This is a genomic window from Microbacterium sp. CH-015 (assembly GCF_049707015.1).
Classification (GTDB): Bacteria; Actinomycetota; Actinomycetes; order Actinomycetales; family Microbacteriaceae; genus Microbacterium; species Microbacterium aurum.
The window spans coordinates 66,590-85,215 of the sequence record NZ_JBNAFJ010000003.1 but is presented as its reverse complement, the minus strand read 5'-3'; the positions used below and the strand labels follow the sequence as shown (position 1 = coordinate 85,215).

The following is an 18,626-nucleotide window of genomic DNA, read 5'->3' as shown; positions in this document are numbered from 1 at the left end:
CAAACGATAGTGTGAGTGAAACGATTCGTCAAGCGCGGATCCGAGAGGGGTGGAGGCGCCGTGGCAGTGAGCGTGAAAGACGTGGCGGTCGCGGCATCCGTTTCGGTCGGCACCGTCTCCAACGTGCTGAACCGGCCCGAGAAGGTGGCGCCCGAGACCGTCGCCCGGGTTCAGGATGCCATCGTGCGACTGGGGTTCGTCCGCAACGACGCGGCGCGACAGCTGCGCGCCGGGCGCAGCCGGTCGATCGGGCTCGTCGTGCTCGATTCCGCGAACCCCTTCTTCGCCGAGGTCGCCCGCGGCGCGGAAGAGCGGGCCGCCGCGGAGGGCATGTCCGTGCTGCTGGGCAACAGCGATCAGAACCCGGAGCGCGAGGGCGCCTACCTCGATCTCTTCCGCGAGCAGCGGGTCAACGGTGTGCTCCTGACCCCGGCCGAGCTCGACGCCACACCCGTGCAGCGGCTGGCGGATGCCGGCATCCCGCTCGTGCTCGTCGATGGGGAACTGCCGGGCGCGGAGGTCTCATCCGTCTCGGTCGACGACGTCGAGGGCGGGCACCTGGCCGTCGCCCACCTGCTCGCGCTCGGTCGGCGACGGATCGCCTTCGTCGGCGGACCCCTGTCGATCCGGCAGGTCGCCGACCGCCTCGAGGGCGCGCGGCGGGCGCTCGCCGAGGTGCCGGGCGCGACCCTCGAGGTCATCGAGCTGGGCGCGCTGACCGTGCTCGCCGGGCGCGCAGCGGGCGAGGAGGCCGCGCACCGGTCGGCGGACGCACGGCCCGATGCGGTGTTCTGCGCGAACGACCTGCTCGCGGTGGGCGTCATGCAGGGGGCGGCGATCTTCGGCGGCATCCGCGTGCCGGACGACATGGCGCTCATCGGGTACGACGACATCGACTTCGCGCAGGCGACCGTCGTGCCGCTCAGCTCGGTGCGCCAGCCCGCGCGCGAGATCGGCGCGACTGCGGTCGACCTGCTGTTCGAAGCGCTCGCCGCCCCGGAGGCCGCGCCGCGGCACGTGCGCTTCCGGCCCGAGCTCGTGGTTCGCGCCTCGACCGCGGGGTAGCCGCGCGGCGTCACGGGGCCTTGCGCGCGCACCCGCCGCACGCGAGAAACCACATTCGTGGCGAGAAACCACGCGTGGCATGGTTTCTGGGCGGGATGTGGATTCTCGCGGGGCTGGCGCGGCGCGCGCGTGTTGCCTCAGCGCGGCCCCGCCCGCGTCAGCGCCGGACCGGCCCAGGGAGGGTGATCGGCGTGGTGCCGGCGACTTCGTCGCTGAACTCCTCGGGCGCGACCACCGAGATCGGCCGCGTCTCGTCGAGCGTGAGGGCGAAGCGGCGGGTCTCGTGGCGGTGCAGGCGACCGGACAGCAGCATCCACCCGAATCCGATTGCGAAGGCGACGAACGCGCCGGCCGCGCCGAGCCAGATCGCCGCGCGCGGGCCGAACTCGGCAGCGACCCATCCGACGATCGGCGCACCGATCGGGGTGCCGCCCATGAGGATCGCCATGTACAGCGCGAGCACCCGGCCGCGCAGTGCCGGATCGGTGGTCGTCTGCACGTACCCGTTCGCCGTGGTCATCGTCGTGACGACCGCGAAGCCTGTGAACATCAGCGTCACCGCGTACAACACGTACGACGGCATGACGGCGCTCACGGCGGCGGCGACCGCGAAAAGCCCCGTCCCGACGACCACCATGCGGATGCGGGCGCGGTCGCGCCGCGCCGCGAGCAACGCGCCCGCCAGCGAGCCGATCGCGAGGATCGACGAGAGCAGGCCGTAACCGTCGGCATCCTTTCCGAACTCCAGCGCCATCGTCGACGCGAAGATCGGGAAGTTCATGCCGAACGCGCCGAGCAGGAACACCATCGCGAACGTCACGATGAGGTCGGGGCGCCGCCGCACGTAGCGGAATCCGTCCGCGAGGCGATTCGCGCCGGGCGCCTTCACACGCGGCACGAGCTCGTCGGTGCGGATCAGCAGGAGCGCGACGATCATGGCGAGGAAGGTGGCCGCGTTGACGAGGAACACCCAGCCCGTGCCGACCGCCACGATCATGACGCCCGCAGCGGCGGGCCCGATCATGCGGGCGCTGTTGAAGGATGCCGCGTTCAGCGCTACCGCGTTCGACGCGTTCTCGCGGGCCACGAGGTCGGACACGAACGCCTGCCGAGCGGGGTTGTCGAACGCCGCGACCAGCCCCAGCACGAACGCGAACAGGTACATCAGCGGCAGGGTCATGACACCGCGCAGGATGAGCACGCCGATCACGGCGCCGATCACGAGCAGCAGCGACTGCGTCAGCATCAGGAGGCGGCGCCGGTCGAACCGGTCGGCCACCCACCCGGTGACTCCGACCAGCAGCAGGGGCGGCGCGAACTGCAGCGCCATCGTAATGCCCATCGCGCCCGCGTCGTTGTGCGTCAGCTGCGTCAAGACGACCCAGCTGAGGGCGGTGCCCTGCATCCACTGCCCGACGTTGGAGACGAGCGCGCCGATGAACCAGACGCGGTAGTTGAAGACCGAGAACGACCGGAACATGGAGGAACTCATCGGCTTGCCACCTCCCGCATCAGCTCGGCGGCATCGTGGAGCAGCTCGCGCTGCGCCGGGGTCAGGTCGGCGAGGGCCTGCTCGAGCCAGGAATCGCGGCGGCGCACCGTCTCGGTCACGACGGCTCGCCCGTCGTCGGTGAGGGCGATGTTGACTTTGCGTCGGTCGGCTTCGTCCGGAGTGCGGGTCAGGTAACCCGACTCCTCGAGGCAGTTGACGGTGCGGTTCATCGACGGGGCCGACACACGCTCCCGGTCGGCAAGTTCCCCGAGGGTGTGCGCGCCATGCATCGAGAGCGCCGCCAGCACCGCGAACTGCCCGTCGCTCATCGTGTCGACCGCGCGCTGGGACCGCAGCCGTCGCGCGAGCCGGAACGTCGCCATCCGCAGGGCGGAAGCGTCAGTCGCGAGGGAGGGGTCGGATGGGGGCGCGGGGTCGGCGTTCTCGATGCTCATACAGACACTTAGCATAGCTCATTAGTCTTGCTAAGTAAATGCGGGCGCGTGGGGGCGGGGCTGCCGGTTCATCCGGCGCAAATGGCGGTTATGGGGCGTTGTGGTCTCGTTTTGCGTCGGGTGAAGCGTGAGAGGACTCCCCGGCATCCCCGCCGGCGGGGCGGGGCACGCGGCCGAGCGGGATCGTCGCGATCAGGCCCACAACGAGGAATCCCGCGGCGGTGAACGCGGCGAGCCGCGTGGCGTCGGAGAAGGCCTGCTTCGCGGCATCGGCCACCGCTGCCGTCGACGGATCGGCCGCGAGTCCCGCGATCGCGGACCCCGAGCTGTCGACGACGGCGGACACCACCTGGTCGCGCTGCGCGGCGGGCATCCCCTGGTCGTCGAGCGACGTGGAGAGCAGGCCGGCGGTCCCGGAGAAGAGAACGGTGCCGAGGATCGCGATGCCGAGAGCGGACCCCACCTGCCGCGCCGTGGACTGGGTGCCCGACCCCTGACCGGACAGCTGCACCGGCACGTCCTGCAGGATGACCCCCGTCAGCTGCGCCGTCGCGAGTCCCACGCCGAGGCCGTAGATGAACAGGGCCGGCAGCAGCCATCCCCACGCGGTCTGCGTCCCGGCATCCAGCCCCACGACGATGCCGACCAGGACGACCCCGACGACCTCGGCGGCCAGGCCCGCGCGCACGACGAGCACGGGACTGATCTTGCCGCTCGAGGCGCCCGCGATGCCGCTCGCGACGAACGAGCCGACGGCCAGGGCCACCAATAACTGGACGCGCCAGACCCGGCTGAGACCCAGCGGGATGCCGCGAGGCGGCGTGCTGACGCACGTCGTCGACAGCGGGGAGCGCTCGCTGCCGGCCGGCACGGTGACGGTGACCGCCACCCGTCAGGTCGACGGCGTGGGGCACACCTCCACGTACGCGCTGGACTACCGCGGCGCCTCCTGCCGACGCTGATGCCCGTGCGATAGGTTGTGGTCCATGACCGCACCCGAAGCGCGCTCGTTCACCGATGCCCACGGCATCCGCATCTTCTATGACGTCCACCCCGCGCGGGTCACCCCGCGCGGGGTGGTGCAGCTGCTGCACGGCGTCGGCGAGCACGCGGGCCGGTACGGCGCGCTGATCGCGCAGCTGACGGATGCCGGGTTCACGGTGTACGCCGACGACCACCGCGGGCACGGGCGTACCGGCATGGCGCAGTGGAACGGCGACGCGTCGCGGCTCGGCCGGCTCGGCCCCGGCGGGCATCGCGCCGCCGTCGGCGCGGTCTGGCAGTTCACCCAGCTCATCCGCGGCGAGAACCCCGACCTGCCACTGGTGATCCTCGGGCACTCGTGGGGATCGTTCCTCACCCAGATCCTCGTCAACGACCACCCCGACGCCTACGACGCCATCGTGCTGAGCGGCTCATCGCTGCGGTGGCCGGGGGCGCTGAACTCCGGCGACCTCAACAAGAACTGGAAGGCGCCGGGGGCGCTCGGCACCGAGTGGCTCTCCAGCGACCTGACGGTGGGCCAGGCCTTCCTCGACGACCCGCTGACGACGACCACCACCCTGCCGCAGCTGTTCGGCTGGCGCGACGTGCTGCGCCTCATCGGCAAGCCGCGCAAGGACCTCGGTGTCGACCCGCCGCTGCTGCTCATGGTGGGCCGCGACGATCCCGTCGGCGGCCCCCGCAGCGTGCACCGGCTCGCCGACGCGTACCGCATCCGCTCCGGCCTGACCGACGTGACGACGCTCGTCTACCCCGGCGCCCGCCACGAGATCTTCAACGAGACGATGGCCGCGGAGGTCTTCGCCGACCTCCTCGCCTGGCTCGACGCCCGCATCCCGGTGCGGGACTGACGCGTGGCGCGCCATCGACGTCGACCGTCCGCGGCCCCGGCATCCGTCCCCTTCGACGTCGACCCGGCGTGGGCGGGTCGCCCCTGGGGTGCAGTGCGCGGCGCCGTGCTGGCGCTGGCCGCGCTGACGGCGATCGCGTTCTGGGCTTTCGAGCCGCTGTCCGGTCCCGACCGCGTGTTCTGGCTCATCGTCGGCCTCGGCGCGGGCGCCGCCGGCCTCGCCTCGTCGTCGCGGATCGCCGGTCTGCCGCCCGAGAGCCTGGTCGCGCGGGAGCGCGTGAAATCGATGACGGCGGATGCCGCCGCCCGCGCCGCCCGCGCCGCTCGCGCACGGCGCCCGGGCGAGGGATCGTCGTGGGGCGATGTCGCGGGCGTCCTCGTGCCGCGCACGATCGGCGACGCCGCGGTCGCGACACTCGTGACCACCGTCGGCATGGCCGTCTGGGTCGCGATGCGCGTCGTCGACGGCGGCTGGACCGCCGGGCTGGTCAGCAGCCTCATCACGACGCCCATCGCGACCTTCGTCGTCTTCGTGTCGCTCCTCGTCGTCGGGTGGCTGCTCGTCTTCGCCGCGCGCGGATTCGCTCTGCTGCGCCGGATGCCGCGGGGAGAGGCCCCGGCATCCGCCTGGTGGGTCTTCGGTGCGATCGCGGCGGGCGCCCTCGCCGCTGTGGCCACGCTCGCGGTCGGTCTCACCGACACCACGCCGGTGACCGGCGACGGCGGCGAGGCGCTCGTCGCGTTCCTCTTCGGCGCGGTGTCGTTCGACCAAGCGTGGCAGGCCGTGGCGCTCTGGGCCGCACGCCTCGGCATCCTCGCCCTCGCGGTGTGCCTGATCGCCGTGTCCGTGGCGCGGGCGCGGGCGCGCCGCTGAGAGCCAGGCGCCGCCCGCGGCGCTCGACTCTAGGCTGGAGGCATGCACGGGGAGTACAAGGTTCCGGGCGGCAAGCTCGTCGTCGTCGATCTCGAGGTCCGGGAGGGGCGCATCGCGGACTTCCACCTCGCCGGTGACTTCTTCTTGGAGCCCGACGACGCCCTCGCCGACATCGACGCCGCCGTGACTGGACTGCCGGTCGAGACGGATGTCGCGGGCATCGCGGCGGCGGTGCGCGCGGCGCTGCCGGAGGGCGCGCAGCTCCTCGGGTTCACGCCCGAGTCGGTGGGCACAGCGGTCCGCCGCGCCCTCGTGACGGCCGCGGGGTGGCGCGACTTCGAGTGGGAGGTCGTACACGAGAAGGCCGTCTCACCGCGCATGAACCTCGCCCTCGACGAGGTGCTCACCACCCGCGTCGGCGACGGACGCCGCAAGCCCACGCTGCGCATCTGGGAGTGGGACGAATCCGCGGTCGTCATCGGATCGTTCCAGTCGTACCGCAACGAGGTCGACCCCGAGGGCGCCGCCCGGCACGGCTTCGATGTCGTGCGGCGGATCTCCGGTGGCGGCGCGATGCTCATGGCCGCCGGCTCGATCGTGACGTATTCGCTGTACGTGCCGGCATCCCTCGTCGCGGGGATGACGTTCGCCGACTCGTACGCCTTCCTCGATGACTGGGTGCTGCAGGCCCTCCGGTCCCTGGGGATCGACGCCGTGTACCAGCCGCTGAACGACATCGCCTCGCCGAGCGGCAAGATCGGCGGCGCCGCGCAGAAGCGGCTCGCGGGCGGCGGTGTGCTGCACCATGCGACCCTGTCGTACGACATGGACGGTCAGGTCATGACCGAGGTGCTGCGCGTCGGGCGGGAGAAGCTCTCCGACAAGGGCACGACGTCGGCCGCCAAGCGGGTGGACCCGCTGCGCAGCCAGACGGGCCTGCCGCGGGAGGCCATCATCCAGCGGCTCATCGAGACCTTCACGAAGCTGTACGCGGCCGAGCCGGGTCACATCACCGATGAGGAATACGCCGAGGCCGAGGCGCTCGTCGCGTCGAAGTTCGCGACCGACGCGTGGCTGCACCGGGTTCCGTGACCGTCGAGATCATCCACGGCGACAATCTCGAGGTCGCCCGGTCGCTGCCGGACGCGAGCTTCACGCTCGTCTACCTCGACCCGCCCTTCAACACCGGGCGTGCGCAGGGCAAAGCGGTCGAGTCCGCGTTCACAACTCCTTCGATCGGTGACGCAGACGGGGCGCAGAGCCGGAGATCGGGCGATCCGGCGTCGGATCGAAGGAGTTACGCGCAGGCGCCGGTCAAGACAGGGTTCCGGGGGACCAGCTACGCGCGGCTGCGGGGCGAGCTGCGGCAGTACGACGACCGGTTCGACGACTATTGGGACTTTCTCGAGCCCCGGTTGCGCGAGGCCTGGCGGCTGCTCGCCGACGACGGCACCCTGTACCTGCACCTCGACTACCGCGAAGCCCACTACGCGAAGGTGCTGCTGGATGCACTGTTCGGGCGCGAGTGCTTCCTCAACGAGCTGATCTGGGCCTACGACTACGGGGCCAAGAGCCGGCGGCGCTGGCCGACCAAGCACGACACGATCCTCGTGTACGTGAAAGATCCGGCCGGGTACTGGTTCGACTCCGAGGCGGTGGACCGGGAGCCGTACATGGCCCCCGGGCTCGTCACGCCCGAGAAGGCGGTGCGCGGCAAGCTGCCGACCGACGTGTGGTGGCACACGATCGTCCCGACGAGCGGCCGCGAGAAGACGGGGTATCCGACGCAGAAGCCGGAGGGCATCCTGCGGCGCATCGTGCAGGCGTCGACCCGTCCTGGCGACCGCGTGCTCGATCTCTTCGCCGGCAGCGGCACCACGGGCGCGGTCGCCGCCGCGCTCGGGCGCGACGCCGTGCTCGTCGACGACAACCCCGAGGCGGTCGCCGTCATGCGCCGACGGATGCCGGAGGCCGTGCTGCGGTGAGCACGACCGCCGGAGTCCGGGGCGACGACGGCGACCGGCCGGAGGTCACTTCGCGAGGGTGAACCCGCCGGTCCAGCCGATCTTCTCGGACGCGGCGAGGGTCAGCTGGAGGAAGCCCAGCGCCTCCAGCTCGTGCGCGCGCGACAGGGCGCCGGCGTCGATTGCGGCCAGGCCGCCGGCCTGCACCGCGTCGATGAGCGCGGTCTTGGCGGCCGCGTCGTCGCCGGCGACGAGCACCGTCGTCGGCTGGCCGCCGACCGTGCCCGACGCGAGCGTCGCGGCGAAGTTGGTGTTGAACGCCTTGAGCACCTTAGCTTCGGGCAGGCGCTCCTGCAGGCCCGCGGCGGCGGAGCTGCCCACGGGCACGACGAGCGCGTCGAAGGTCGAGAAGTCGAGGGGGTTGGTGATGTCGACGACGGTCTTGCCGGCGAGCTGGTCGCCGTAGGAGTCGGCGATCGCGGCGAGCGCGGGGTAGGGGACGGCGAGCACGACGATGTCGCCGGCGATCCGGGCGTCGGTGTCCGAGCTGCCGACGTGCTGGATGTCGGCGCCGCCGCGCGCGAGGACGCCGGCGATGGCCTGACCCATGTTGCCGGTGCCGAAGATGGTGATGGAGGTCATGGCGAATCCTTTCCGAGCAGATGTTGTATCTGCAACTACCCTCGTCAACCTCGTTGTGCCGACAAGTATTCCTAGAATGTCGAAATGACGTCGTCTCGCTTCTACACCCCCGATGAGCTGGAGACGTGGATCCCCCTCGCCGCGCTCCTGGAGCTGCTGCCGCGGGAACTCGACGCCCAGCTGCTGCGCGACGCCGACCTCACTCACTTCGACTACTTCGCGCTCTCCATGCTCGCCAACGCCGTCGGTCATCGGCTGCAGATGAAAGAGCTCGCCTCGATGACGAACGCCACCATGCCGCGCCTCTCCCACGTCGTCAGTCGCCTCGAGCGGCGCGGTCTCCTCGCACGCGAGCGCAACAGCGCCGACGGCCGCGGCGTCGATGCCGTCATCACACCGGAAGGCCGCCGAGCGCTGCTGCAGGCCACGCCGGGGCACGTCGCGCAGGTGCGGAGCCTGGTGCTCGACGCGTTGGATGCCGGGCAGCGCGCGCAGCTGCGCGAGATCACCGCCGCGGTGCTCGCGCGACTCGATCCCGACGGGCGGATGGCCGCCAGTCGTCCGCGCCCGCGCGTCGCCGACGCCTGAGGTCGCTGGGGGCTGGCGTTGCCGGGCTGACACCGCAGCGGAGCGGCATGCGCTACCCTCGCGGATGCCGTCGATTTCGTCGTCGGCGCGGCTGTCGGCTGGCCGCAGTGGCGCGATCGCCGGACGGCCCGCGTGTACGACGAGCCGGTGCGCGAGGTGCCGGACGCCTACGCGTCGGTGGCGGCGCTGCGCGGCTGATCACCGGGGGCGGCCAGCACGAGGGAGAACAGCGCGTCGACGGCGGCGGCCATGTCGACGTCGGGGTCGACCATCCACTGCAGCTGCATGCCGTCGGCGACGGCCTGCATGATGCGCGCGATGAGCTCGGCGTCGACGGCCGTGGTGAGTGAGCCCTCGGCCTGCGCGCGCCGCAACGCCTGGACGTACAGGTCGCGGAGCCCCTGTCTGCGGCTGAGGAAGTATTCGTGGGCCGGATGCTGCGGGTCGGTCGCCTCGACGGCCAGTCGCGAGAACAGCTGCACGAGGCCGGGGACCTCGGCGTTGTGGTGGACCACCGCGACGTAGCCGTTGCGGAGCGCATCCGCCTGGACGTCGTTCACGTCGACGGTGCCGAAGTGCGCGGCATCCACCTCATCGCGCTTGCGGAGGATCTCGGTGAACAGCTCATCCTTCGAATCGAAGTAGTGCAAGAGGCCCGCCTGACTGAGCCCGACGGCGTCGGCGATCGCCTTCACCGATGCCCCGGCGTAGCCCTCGGCGGCGATCACCTCGAGCGCGCGGGAGAGGATCTCCTCGCGCTTGGCGATGCCTTTCGCGTACGACCCGCGGCGGCGCTTCTCGGTCATAAGGGAAGTAAACCGAACACTGCTTGATTTCCCAAAACCTAGTGGCGTATGGTTTTGCCGCAGGCCTCCATGGTGGATGCGAAAGGACCCCACGACGATGTCGTTCGCGAAGGACCCCGGCGTCGTCAACATCGCCGCGACGCTCCCGCAGACGCTCGCCCCCGGCGTCGCCGGCGCGATCGTGCTCGCTTTCGGCTACGCCGCCCTGTTCCCGGTCGCGATCGTCCTCGGCATCCTCGGCGCCTTCGCGATCTGGCCCATCAAGAGCGTGCGCTGACGCCCCCCCTCGTCAGCGACTGGGGCGCGGTCAACGACCGCGTGAAGGGGCTGGCCGCCGGGATGGATCTCGAGATGCCGTCCTCGAGCGGACGCACCGATGCGCAGCTGGTCACCGCCGTCCGCGACGCATCTCTCGCCGAGTCGGCGCTCGACGTCGCGGCCGGTCGCGTCATCGACCTGGTGCGGAAAGTGCAGGCGGATGCCGGGACCATCACCGGCCCGCTCGACGTCGACGCCCACCACGCGCTCGCGCGGGAGGCGGCGGGCCGGTCGATCGTGCTGCTGCAGAACGCGCCCGTCGCCGGCGGCGGCGCCCTGCTGCCGCTGCGGCGCGACGCGCGCCTCGCCGTCATCGGCGCGTTCGCCGAGAAGCCGCGCTACCAGGGCGCGGGCTCGTCGATGATCAACCCGACGCGTCTGGACACCGCGCTCGACGCGATCCGCGACGCCGCGACGGGCGATGTGTCCTACGCGCCGGGGTTCAGCCTCGCCGTCGGGGTCGACGAGGTCGAGACGGCGGCGCTGCGCGAGGCGGCGGTGGCCGCGGCATCCGGAGCCGATATCGCCGTCCTCTTCCTCGGGCTGCCCGCGCGGCTGGAGTCGGAGGGCTTCGACCGTGAGGACATCGACCTGCCGGCCGACCAGCTCGCGGTGCTCGACGCCGTGCTCGCCGTCACCGAGAACGTCGTCGTGGTGCTCTCCAACGGCGGCGTCGTGGCGCTCCCGTTCGCCGAGCGGGTGCCCGCGATCGTCGAGGCGTGGCTGCTGGGGCAGGCCGGGGGATCGGCGACCGCCGACGTGCTGTTCGGCGACGTCACCCCGTCGGGAAAGCTCACCGAGACCATCCCGCTGCGCCTGTCCGACACCCCCGCCTACCTCGACTTCCCGGGCGAGTTCGGGCACGTCCGCTACGGCGAGGGCCTGTTCGTCGGTTACCGCTGGTACGACGCCCGCGGCCTTGAGGTCGCGTTCCCGTTCGGACACGGCCTGTCGTACACGACGTTCGCGTATGCGGATGCCGCGGCATCCGTCACCGCCGATGGCGACATCGAGGTGCGGGTCACGGTGACCAACACGGGTGGCGTGGCCGGCCGCGAGGTCGTGCAGGTCTACACCGGCCTGGCGGACTCTCGCGTGCAGCGGCCCGAGCGCGAGCTCAAGGCGTTCGCGTCGATCGCGCTGGAGCCGGGCGAGGCGCGCGAGGTCGTGCTCACCGTGCGGCGCGAGGACCTCGCGTACTGGGACATCCGCGTCGGCCGCTGGGTCGTGGAGGGCGGCGAGTACGCCGTGGAGGTCGCGGCCTCGAGCCGGGACATCCGCGCGACGGTGTCGGTGCCGGTCGACGGCGACGCGGTCACGGTGCCGCTGTCGGCGGAGTCCTCGCTCGGCGAGGTCATGGCACACCCGATCGCCGGTCCCGTCGTGCAGGCCGCCATCGCCCAGATGATGCAAGGCATGGAGGGCGTGGAGTCGATCATGCCCGAGGGTGTGGACATGACGAAGATGATGGACTCGTTACCCCTCGGCCGGGTGTCGATGATGGCGGGAGACGCGGCGAGCCCGGAGATGATTCAGGGTCTCATCGCGATGGCCAATGCCGGGAGCGCGCCCGCGTCCGGCGCCTGAGTGTCCCGGGCGGCGGGGTCGCGCGGCGATCGTGCGTCGCGGCATCCGCCCGCCGCGCGGCGGTGCTCAGGAGCGCAGGAACGCGAGCAGCGCCTCGTTGACCTCGGCGCCGTGCGTGCGCAGCAGGCCGTGCGGGGCTCCTTCGATCTCGACGTAGGTCGCCTCCGGCAGGAGCTCGCGGAACCGGCGGGCGGTCTTGTCGATCGGCAGGATGTTGTCGGCCGTGCCGTGCAGGATCAGCGTGGGCACCGTGATCGCCGGGATGTCTGCCCGGAAGTCCGTCGGCCACGTCAGCGGCGCCGCGGCGATCGCGGCGTTGCCGGCCTGGTTCGCCACCTGCACGCTCGCGTCGAGGGCCTCCTGCGAGATGCGCTCGCCGAGGGTGTCGTCGAGGTTGTAGAAGTCGTGGAAGAAGCCGGTGAGGAACGCGTGCCGGTCGGTCGCGACCGCCTCGGCGGTGCCGTCGAAGAACGCCTGGTCGCCGGCGCCGTCGGGGTTGTCGTCGGTGATCAGCAGATACGGCTCGAGCGACCCGAGGAACGCGGCCTTCGCGATGCGCCCCGCGCCGTAGCGCGACAGATACCGGGCGATCTCGCCGGTGCCCATCGAGAATCCGACGAGAACCGCGTCGTGCAGGTCGAGGTCCTCGATCAGCGCGTGCAGGTCCGCGGCGAACGTGTCGTAGTCCGAGCCGCTCGCGGTCTTCGACGAGGCGCCGAACCCGCGCCGGTCGTAGGCGATGACGCGGTATCCGTTCGCCCGCAGCGCCCGGCTCTGCAGATCCCAGGACTCGCCGTTCAGCGGGAATCCGTGGATCAGGACGACCGGCTGGCCGTCGGCCGGGCCCTGGTCGGTGTAGAACAGCTCGACGTCGGTCGAGTTCTCGGTCGCGACGGTGATGTAGGCCACGGGTGCACCCTTTCCGGCGCGGGCGGTCGCCGGCGCCGCCTCCGACGCTACGACGGTTGCGCCCCCGCATCCACCCCTTACCCGCTTACCCGCCAACCCTCACTCCTCCGAACCTTCACCCCTTCCCCCGCGAACCCTCACTCCTGCGCCGAACCCTCATCTCTGCGGGCGCAGGGAGCTGAGGGTTCGGCCGAGAGATGAGGGTTCGGCAGGTGCAGGTGGGGAAGCGCGTCAGGCGTCACGGCGGGCGCCCTGGGACGGGTGGACGGTGAAGATGTGCGGCGCGCCGTAGCCCGCGTCGGCGAACGCGGCGGCGATCGCGGCGGTCGTGGCCGGCACGAGCGCGCGGTCGATGAGCGCGATCGCCGACCCGCCGAAGCCGCCGCCGGTCATGCGGGCGCCGATCGCGCCCGCGTCGCGCGCGACGGCGACGGCGAGGTCGAGCTCGGGCGTGGAGATCTCGAAGTCGTCGCGCATCGAGGCGTGCGAGGCGTCGAGCAGCCCCCCGATCGCGCGCGGCCCGTCCTCGCGGAGGGTGCGGACGGCGTCCCGCACCCGCTGGTTCTCGGTGACGACGTGGCGCACGCGCCGGAACGTCACATCGTCCATCAGCTCCTGCGCGCGTGGCAGGTCGCCGACGGCGATATCGCGCAGCGCGCCCACGCCCATGATCGCCGCGCCCCGCTCGCACGCCGCCCGGCGCTCGCCGTAGCCGCCGGTCGCGTGCGCGTGGCTCACCCGCGTGTCGACGACGAGGACGTCGAGGCCCGCCGTGTCGAACCCGAGCTCGACGATCTCGGCGTCGAGCGAGCGGCAGTCGAGGAAGATCCCGGCATCCGCGCGCCCGAGCATCGACGCCATCTGGTCCATGATCCCGGTCGGCGCGCCGACGGCCTCGTTCTCGGCGCGACGCCCGGCCTGGGCGAGTGCGACCCGGTCGAGCCCGAGGCCCCACACATCGTTGAGGGCGGATGCCGTGGCGCCCTCGATCGCGGCCGACGAGGACAGCCCGGCGCCCACCGGCACGTCGGAGGCGATCGCCAGGTCGACGCCGACGGCGTCCGCGGCATCCCGGCCCGACAGCAGCGCCCACGCGACGCCGAGCGGGTAGCGGGCCCACTCGACGATCTCGTCGCGGCGGTCGGGGAACAGTGCGTCGAGGTCGTCGAGCGCCACCTCGACGGGCACCTCGTCGAACGTCGACACCACGCGGATGCGGCGGTCGTCGCGCGTGCCGAGGGCGACGACGGTGCGTCCGCCGATCGCGAAGGGGAAGACGAACCCGTCGTTGTAGTCGGTGTGCTCGCCGATGAGGTTGACGCGGCCGGGCGCGGACCAGAGGCCCACGGGGTCGGCGGCGGCGAGGGCGGTGAACAGCGCGCAGGCGGCGGCTGCGGGGGTGGTGTCGGTCACAGCTGGACTCCATCGATGGCGGCCCGCAGCTTCTCCGCTGCGGTCTCGGGGGGCACGTCGCCGATCCAGGCGCCCATGGCGGCCTCGGACCCGGCGAGGAACTTGAGCTTGTCGGCGGCGCGGCGCGGGCTCGTCAGCTGCAGGTTCAGGCGCACTGTGTCGCGGCCGCGGTGCACGGGGGCCTGATGCCACGCCGCGATGTAGGGGGTCGCGTCGCCGTAGAGGGCGTCCACGCCCCGTAGCAGCCGCAGGTACAGCGGCGCGAGCTCGTCGCGCTCGGCGTCGGTGAGCCCCGCGAAATCGGGCACCTGGCGGTGGGGGAGCAGGTGCACCTCGATCGGCCAGCGTGCCGCGAATGGGACGAACGCCGTCCAGTGCTCGCCGCGCAGCAGCACGCGGGGTCCCGCCTGCTCGAACGCGAGGATGCGCGCGAACAGGTCGGGCGAGGTGCGGTCGATCGACTCGAGCAGCCGCGTCGTGCGGGGCGTGATGTACGGGTAGGAGTAGATCTGCCCGTGCGGGTGGTGCAGCGTCACGCCGATCGCCTCACCGCGGTTCTCGAACGGGAACACCTGCTCGATGCCCGGGAGCGCCGACAGTGCGGCGGTGCGGTCTGCCCACGCCTCGATGACGGTGCGGGCGCGGGTCACGCTCTGCGTGCCGAACGAGCCGGCGTGCTCGGGCGAGAAGCACACGACCTCGCAGCGACCGACGCTCGTGCGGCTGCGACCGAGGTCGAGGTGGGCGAGGTCGTCGAGTCCGCGAGGGGGGTCGGATGCCGCGGGCGCGTCGTCCGTGGCCTCCGCCAGCGCCGGGCCGAACGACGGCGAGCGGTTCTCGAACACGGCGACGTCGTAGACGGAGGGAACCTCCGACGGGTTCGTGGGCGTTTGCGGCGCGAGCGGGTCGAGCTCGGCGGGCGGGAGGAACGCGCGGTTCTGGCGGGCCGCCGCGACCGAGACCCAGTCGCCGGTGAGGACGTCCTGGCGCATCGTGGCGGTCGCCGGCCGCGGGTCGAGCGTTCGGGCGTCGACGGCGCGATCCGGGCCGAGCGTCGTGCCGGGGTCGTCGAAGTAGATCAGCTCGCGACCGTCGGCCAGGCGCGTGCTGCGCTTGAGGACGCCGGCGCCGAGAGGCTGGGTGTGCATCGCCGCGGTCTTCACGCCCTCACCCTAGCCCGCCATCGTGTTATCGTCAACACAGGCGGAAACTCCGGCATCCCGCCCTAGGATGGCGACATGGCGCGACGAGTCTCGATGGCGGATGTGGCCGCAGCGGCGGGGGTCTCGGCGCAGACGGTGTCGCGAGTGGTGAACGCCAGCCCGCGGGTCGATCCGGCCACTCGTGCGAGCGTCGAGGCCGCGATGGCCGAGCTCGGCTACCGCATGCATCGCGCCGCCCGGGCGCTGCGCACCGGTCGCACCGACACGATCGGCCTCGTCGTGTCGACCCTCGCCACCGTCGGCAACTCGCGGATGCTGCAGGCGATCGCCGACGCGGCCGCGGCGCGCGGATTCGCGCTGACCGTCGTCACGGCCTCGGGTCGCGACGCCGTCGCCGACGCGTTCGAGCGGCTGCACGACCAGGGCATCGACGGCGCCGTCGTCCTCAACGAGGCCACCGCCCTCGCCCGCGGACTGGACCTTCCCGAGGGGCTCGCGGTCGTCGTCGTGGACGCGCCGCCCGACGGGGCGTCGGCCACCACCGGCACCGTGCAGACCGACCACGCCGCGGGTGCGCGCGCTGCGACGGCGCATCTGCTGGCTGCCGGTGCGGCGAGCGTCCACCACCTCGCCGGTCCCGTCGGCTCGTTCGCCGCGGCGGAGCGCGAGCGCGGCTGGCGTGAGGCGCTCGCGGAGGCGGGCGTGCCGGCGCCGGAGATCGTGCGCGGCGACTGGACCGCGGCATCCGGCCATGCGGCCGTCGCCGCCCTGCCGGAGACGATGGCGGCCCTGTTCGCCGCGAACGACCAGATGGCGCTCGGGGCGCTGCGCGCGCTCGCCGAGGCGGGCAGGCAGGTTCCGGCGGACGTCGCGGTCGTCGGCTTCGACGATGTCGAGGATGCCGCGGACTACCGGCCCCCGCTGACGACACTGCGCCAGGATTTCGACGCCCTGGGTGCGGCGGCCGTGGCCTCGCTCGTGTCGCTCATCGGCGGCGACACCGTCGCGCCGGTGGTGCTCGCACCGCAGCTCGTGGTCCGCGCGAGCGCCTGACGCGGGCCTCTCCTACGGGCAGTTCGCCGAGCACCTCGGCCGCTGCGTCTACGAGGGACTCTGGGTCGGCACCGATTCCCCGATCGCCCACCACAACGGCATCCGCACCGACGTCGTCCAGGCACTGCGCCACATCAAGGTGCCGCTCGTGCGCTGGCCCGGCGGCTGCTTCGCCGACGAATACCACTGGCTGAAGGGCGTCGGCGACGAGCGCCAGCCGATGGTCAACACGCACTGGGGCGGGGTCATCGAGCCCAACATGTTCGGCACCCACGAGTACTTCGAGCTGCTCCACCAACTCGACGCCGAGGCGTACATCAACGGCAACGTCGGCAGCGGATCGGTCGCCGAGATGCACGACTGGATCGAGTACATGACCCTCGACTCCACCGCCCCGATGGCGGAGCTCCGCAAGCGCCACGGGCGCGAGCAGGCCTGGAAGGTCGAGTACTTCGGCGTCGGCAACGAGAGCTGGGGATGCGGCGGCAACATGCTGCCGCTGCACTACGCCAACCTGTACCGCCAGTACCAGACCTACGTCCGCACCTACGGCGAGGCGCCCATCCAGAAGATCGCGTGCGGCGCGAACGCCGACGACTACGAGTGGACCGAAGTGCTCATGGCCCGCGCCGCCGAGCACATGGACGGCCTGAGCCTGCACTACTACACGCTTCCGACCGGCGAGTGGTCGGCCAAGGGCGCCGCGACGGGCTTCAGCGACTTCGAGTGGCACGAGACGCTCCGCCAGACCCGCCGCATGGACGAGATGCTCACGCATCACAGCCGCATCATGGACCGCTACGACCCGGCGAAGCGCGTCTCGCTCATCGTCGACGAGTGGGGCACCTGGTACGACGTCGAGAAGGGCACGAACCCCGGCTTCCTCTACCAGCAGAACACGCAGCGCGACGCGATGGTCGCGGCGATCAACCTCAACATCTTCCACCGCCACGGGGCGAGGGTGCGCATGGCGAACATCGCGCAGATGGTGAACGTGCTGCAGTCGATGATCCTCACCGACGGGGCGCGGATGCTGACGACGCCGACCTATCACGTGTTCGACCTGTACACCGATCACCAGGATGCCGAGTACATCCCGACCGCCGCGGGCGCCCTCGGTGCCGAGAGCGAGCTGACCGTCTCGCGCAAGGACGGTGCGTTCACGATCAGCGCGGCGAACACCTCGCTGACCGACGGGCTCGACGCGGCGTTCGAGCTGCCCGGGCGGGTCGGTGAGGTGCTGCGCGCCCAGGTGCTCGCCTCCGACACCCCCGACGCGCACAACACGTTCGACGCGCCCGAGGCCGTCGCCCTCCGCGACCTCGACGTGCAGGTCGACGGTGCGCAGGTGCGCTTCACGCTGCCGCCGCACGCTGTCGCGACGGTGCGGGTCGCCAACGCTGGATAGGGTTGCCGGATGCCGACGATGCAGGACGTCGCCCGCCACGCGGGCGTCTCGGTGATGACTGTCTCCAACGTCATCAACGACCATCCGCACGTGCGGGCGACGACGCGGCAGAAGGTGCTGGAGTCCATCTCGGCACTCGGCTACCACGTCAACACCGCCGCGCGGAGCCTGCGTCAGGGCAAGACCGGGGTGATCGGCCTCGCCGTCCCCGACATCGACCGGCCCTACTTCGGCATGCTCGCCCGGCTGCTCATCGACCGCGCCGCCGCGCACGGCTACGAGCTCGTCATCGAGCAGACCCACGCGAGCCGTGAGCGCGAGGTCGACGCCATCAGCCGGTCGCGGCTGCGCAGCTACGACGGGCTGTTCCTCTACGCCGCCGAGCTCCGCGACGACGATGCGATGCTGCTGCGCGGCGAGTTCCCGATCGTCGTGTTCGGCGAGCACGCGTACTCCGGCCCCATCGACCACGTCGAGATGGCGAACGCCGACGGCGCGCGGCTCGCCACCGCACACCTGATCGAGAGAGGATGCCGACGCGTCGGCATCCTCGGCGGACGCATCGGCGACCCGGACGACATCGGTGTCGCGACGCTGCGCACCCGCGGCTACCGCGAGGCGTTGGAGGCGGCGGGGATCGCGTTCGACCCGGCGCTGGTGCGCGACGCCGAGTACTCCTACGAGGGCGGCAGCGCGCAGGCCGCCGCGCTGCTGGCCGAGGTCGACGACCTCGACGGGCTGTTCTGCGCGACCGACGTCATCGCGATCGGGGCGATGCGGGCGCTGCACGAAGCCGGTCGCCGGGTGCCGCAGGACGTGCGCGTCGTCGGCTTCGACGACGTCTCGCTCGCCGCGTTCACGACGCCGTCGCTCACCTCCATCGCGCCGGGGCACGACGAGATGGCGGATGCCGCGATGGAGATGGTCCTGGGACGCATCTCCGGAGAGCGCGCCGCGGACGACTACCGCTCGTTCACGGGGCCGGCCCGGCTCGTCGAGCGCGAGTCCACGGCATCCGTCGTCTGATCGCACCGACC

The 18,626-nt window shown here is 71.8% G+C and carries 20 protein-coding genes; 12 read left to right on the top strand and 8 right to left on the bottom strand.

Going from position 1 to position 18,626, the window contains the following annotated elements:
- Nucleotides 1–60: 60 nt before the first annotated feature.
- Nucleotides 61–1,065, top strand: a complete 1,005-nt coding sequence (locus tag ACPYN4_RS06930; protein WP_239281989.1) for a LacI family DNA-binding transcriptional regulator — start codon at nt 61–63, stop codon at nt 1,063–1,065.
- 157 nt (nt 1,066–1,222) lie between these two features.
- On the opposite strand, the gene ACPYN4_RS06925 is transcribed toward ACPYN4_RS06930, so the two are convergent.
- The 3 genes from ACPYN4_RS06925 to ACPYN4_RS06915 form a co-directional block, all read right to left on the bottom strand.
- Nucleotides 1,223–2,557, bottom strand: a complete 1,335-nt coding sequence (locus ACPYN4_RS06925; protein WP_239281987.1) for an MFS transporter — start codon at nt 2,555–2,557, stop codon at nt 1,223–1,225.
- The gene (locus ACPYN4_RS06920; protein WP_239281986.1) at nt 2,554–3,012 is read right to left on the bottom strand and encodes a MarR family winged helix-turn-helix transcriptional regulator; all 459 of its coding nucleotides are present in this window, start codon (nt 3,010–3,012) and stop codon (nt 2,554–2,556) included. The genes ACPYN4_RS06925 and ACPYN4_RS06920 overlap by 4 nt, the downstream gene beginning before the upstream one ends.
- 88 nt (nt 3,013–3,100) lie before the next feature.
- Nucleotides 3,101–3,778, bottom strand: coding sequence for a hypothetical protein (locus tag ACPYN4_RS06915; protein WP_424445977.1), 678 nt, complete (start codon nt 3,776–3,778; stop codon nt 3,101–3,103).
- Nucleotides 3,779–3,818: 40 nt separating this feature from the next.
- On the opposite strand from ACPYN4_RS06915, the gene ACPYN4_RS06910 reads away from it, so the two are divergent.
- Genes ACPYN4_RS06910 through ACPYN4_RS06890 form a run of 5 tightly spaced genes read left to right on the top strand, consistent with a single transcriptional unit; the run spans nt 3,819 to nt 7,723 of the window.
- Nucleotides 3,819–3,974: a hypothetical protein gene (locus tag ACPYN4_RS06910; RefSeq protein ID WP_315549987.1), complete on the top strand. Its 156-nt coding sequence runs from the start codon at nt 3,819–3,821 to the stop codon at nt 3,972–3,974.
- A 24-nt stretch (nt 3,975–3,998) separates the two neighbouring features.
- Nucleotides 3,999–4,865: an alpha/beta hydrolase gene (locus tag ACPYN4_RS06905; RefSeq protein ID WP_315549662.1), complete on the top strand. Its 867-nt coding sequence runs from the start codon at nt 3,999–4,001 to the stop codon at nt 4,863–4,865.
- A 3-nt stretch (nt 4,866–4,868) separates the two neighbouring features.
- On the top strand, nt 4,869–5,738 hold the full coding sequence (locus ACPYN4_RS06900) for a hypothetical protein (RefSeq protein ID WP_424445976.1): 870 nt from the start codon (nt 4,869–4,871) through the stop codon (nt 5,736–5,738).
- Between the two features lie 42 nt (nt 5,739–5,780).
- On the top strand, nt 5,781–6,830 hold the full coding sequence (locus ACPYN4_RS06895) for a lipoate--protein ligase family protein (RefSeq protein WP_424445975.1): 1,050 nt from the start codon (nt 5,781–5,783) through the stop codon (nt 6,828–6,830).
- The gene (locus ACPYN4_RS06890; RefSeq protein WP_424445974.1) at nt 6,827–7,723 is read left to right on the top strand and encodes a DNA-methyltransferase; all 897 of its coding nucleotides are present in this window, start codon (nt 6,827–6,829) and stop codon (nt 7,721–7,723) included. The genes ACPYN4_RS06895 and ACPYN4_RS06890 overlap by 4 nt, the downstream gene beginning before the upstream one ends.
- A gap of 45 nt (nt 7,724–7,768) precedes the next feature.
- On the opposite strand, the gene ACPYN4_RS06885 is transcribed toward ACPYN4_RS06890, so the two are convergent.
- Nucleotides 7,769–8,344, bottom strand: a complete 576-nt coding sequence (locus ACPYN4_RS06885) for an NADPH-dependent F420 reductase (RefSeq protein ID WP_239281772.1) — start codon at nt 8,342–8,344, stop codon at nt 7,769–7,771.
- A gap of 84 nt (nt 8,345–8,428) precedes the next feature.
- Between ACPYN4_RS06885 and ACPYN4_RS06880 the strand changes: the two genes are divergently transcribed.
- A complete protein-coding gene (locus tag ACPYN4_RS06880) occupies nt 8,429–8,932 on the top strand; it encodes a MarR family winged helix-turn-helix transcriptional regulator (RefSeq protein ID WP_281653578.1) in 504 nt (167 codons plus the stop codon).
- A 167-nt stretch (nt 8,933–9,099) separates the two neighbouring features.
- On the opposite strand, the gene ACPYN4_RS06875 is transcribed toward ACPYN4_RS06880, so the two are convergent.
- Nucleotides 9,100–9,738, bottom strand: a complete 639-nt coding sequence (locus tag ACPYN4_RS06875) for a TetR/AcrR family transcriptional regulator (protein ID WP_281653577.1) — start codon at nt 9,736–9,738, stop codon at nt 9,100–9,102.
- 97 nt (nt 9,739–9,835) lie between these two features.
- On the opposite strand from ACPYN4_RS06875, the gene ACPYN4_RS06870 reads away from it, so the two are divergent.
- On the top strand, nt 9,836–10,015 hold the full coding sequence (locus ACPYN4_RS06870; protein ID WP_281653576.1) for a hypothetical protein: 180 nt from the start codon (nt 9,836–9,838) through the stop codon (nt 10,013–10,015).
- Between the two features lie 74 nt (nt 10,016–10,089).
- Nucleotides 10,090–11,643: a glycoside hydrolase family 3 C-terminal domain-containing protein gene (locus ACPYN4_RS06865; protein ID WP_281653575.1), complete on the top strand. Its 1,554-nt coding sequence runs from the start codon at nt 10,090–10,092 to the stop codon at nt 11,641–11,643.
- A gap of 66 nt (nt 11,644–11,709) precedes the next feature.
- Here the strand turns inward: ACPYN4_RS06865 and ACPYN4_RS06860 are convergent, their stop codons facing one another.
- The 3 genes from ACPYN4_RS06860 to galT form a co-directional block, all read right to left on the bottom strand.
- The gene (locus tag ACPYN4_RS06860; protein WP_424445973.1) at nt 11,710–12,552 is read right to left on the bottom strand and encodes an alpha/beta fold hydrolase; all 843 of its coding nucleotides are present in this window, start codon (nt 12,550–12,552) and stop codon (nt 11,710–11,712) included.
- 231 nt (nt 12,553–12,783) lie between these two features.
- Nucleotides 12,784–13,965: a galactokinase gene (galK, locus tag ACPYN4_RS06855; protein ID WP_424445972.1), complete on the bottom strand. Its 1,182-nt coding sequence runs from the start codon at nt 13,963–13,965 to the stop codon at nt 12,784–12,786.
- Nucleotides 13,962–15,113 carry a galactose-1-phosphate uridylyltransferase gene (gene galT, locus ACPYN4_RS06850; RefSeq protein ID WP_424446053.1) on the bottom strand — a complete coding sequence of 384 codons (1,152 nt, stop codon included), beginning with the start codon at nt 15,111–15,113 and terminating at the stop codon, nt 13,962–13,964. The genes galK and galT overlap by 4 nt, the downstream gene beginning before the upstream one ends.
- 90 nt (nt 15,114–15,203) lie before the next feature.
- Here galT and ACPYN4_RS06845 point away from each other — a divergent pair, with 90 nt between their 5' ends.
- Genes ACPYN4_RS06845 through ACPYN4_RS06835 form a run of 3 tightly spaced genes read left to right on the top strand, consistent with a single transcriptional unit; the run spans nt 15,204 to nt 18,615 of the window.
- Nucleotides 15,204–16,181, top strand: coding sequence for a LacI family DNA-binding transcriptional regulator (locus ACPYN4_RS06845; protein ID WP_287270675.1), 978 nt, complete (start codon nt 15,204–15,206; stop codon nt 16,179–16,181).
- Entirely contained in the window at nt 16,084–17,589 is a 1,506-nt protein-coding gene (locus ACPYN4_RS06840; protein ID WP_424445971.1) for an alpha-N-arabinofuranosidase, read from the top strand. The genes ACPYN4_RS06845 and ACPYN4_RS06840 overlap by 98 nt, the downstream gene beginning before the upstream one ends.
- Nucleotides 17,590–17,598: 9 nt before the next feature.
- Complete coding sequence (locus ACPYN4_RS06835; protein ID WP_281653570.1) at nt 17,599–18,615, top strand: LacI family DNA-binding transcriptional regulator; 1,017 nt, start codon at nt 17,599–17,601, stop codon at nt 18,613–18,615.
- Nucleotides 18,616–18,626 lie beyond the last annotated feature (11 nt).

Bases quoted from the DNA above. Each gene is read 5' to 3' on its own strand.
- ACPYN4_RS06925 (WP_239281987.1), bottom strand. From the start codon at position 2,557: ATGAGTTCCTCCATGTTCCGGTCGTTCTCGGTCTTCAACTACCGCGTC.
- ACPYN4_RS06920 (WP_239281986.1), bottom strand. From the start codon at position 3,012: ATGAGCATCGAGAACGCCGACCCCGCGCCCCCATCCGACCCCTCCCTC.
- ACPYN4_RS06910 (WP_315549987.1), top strand. From the start codon at position 3,819: ATGCCGCGAGGCGGCGTGCTGACGCACGTCGTCGACAGCGGGGAGCGC.
- ACPYN4_RS06905 (WP_315549662.1), top strand. From the start codon at position 3,999: ATGACCGCACCCGAAGCGCGCTCGTTCACCGATGCCCACGGCATCCGC.
- ACPYN4_RS06895 (WP_424445975.1), top strand. From the start codon at position 5,781: ATGCACGGGGAGTACAAGGTTCCGGGCGGCAAGCTCGTCGTCGTCGAT.
- ACPYN4_RS06885 (WP_239281772.1), bottom strand. From the start codon at position 8,344: ATGACCTCCATCACCATCTTCGGCACCGGCAACATGGGTCAGGCCATC.
- ACPYN4_RS06880 (WP_281653578.1), top strand. From the start codon at position 8,429: ATGACGTCGTCTCGCTTCTACACCCCCGATGAGCTGGAGACGTGGATC.
- ACPYN4_RS06875 (WP_281653577.1), bottom strand. From the start codon at position 9,738: ATGACCGAGAAGCGCCGCCGCGGGTCGTACGCGAAAGGCATCGCCAAG.
- ACPYN4_RS06870 (WP_281653576.1), top strand. From the start codon at position 9,836: ATGTCGTTCGCGAAGGACCCCGGCGTCGTCAACATCGCCGCGACGCTC.
- ACPYN4_RS06865 (WP_281653575.1), top strand. From the start codon at position 10,090: ATGCCGTCCTCGAGCGGACGCACCGATGCGCAGCTGGTCACCGCCGTC.
- galT (WP_424446053.1), bottom strand. From the start codon at position 15,113: ATGCACACCCAGCCTCTCGGCGCCGGCGTCCTCAAGCGCAGCACGCGC.
- ACPYN4_RS06845 (WP_287270675.1), top strand. From the start codon at position 15,204: ATGGCGCGACGAGTCTCGATGGCGGATGTGGCCGCAGCGGCGGGGGTC.
- ACPYN4_RS06835 (WP_281653570.1), top strand. From the start codon at position 17,599: ATGCCGACGATGCAGGACGTCGCCCGCCACGCGGGCGTCTCGGTGATG.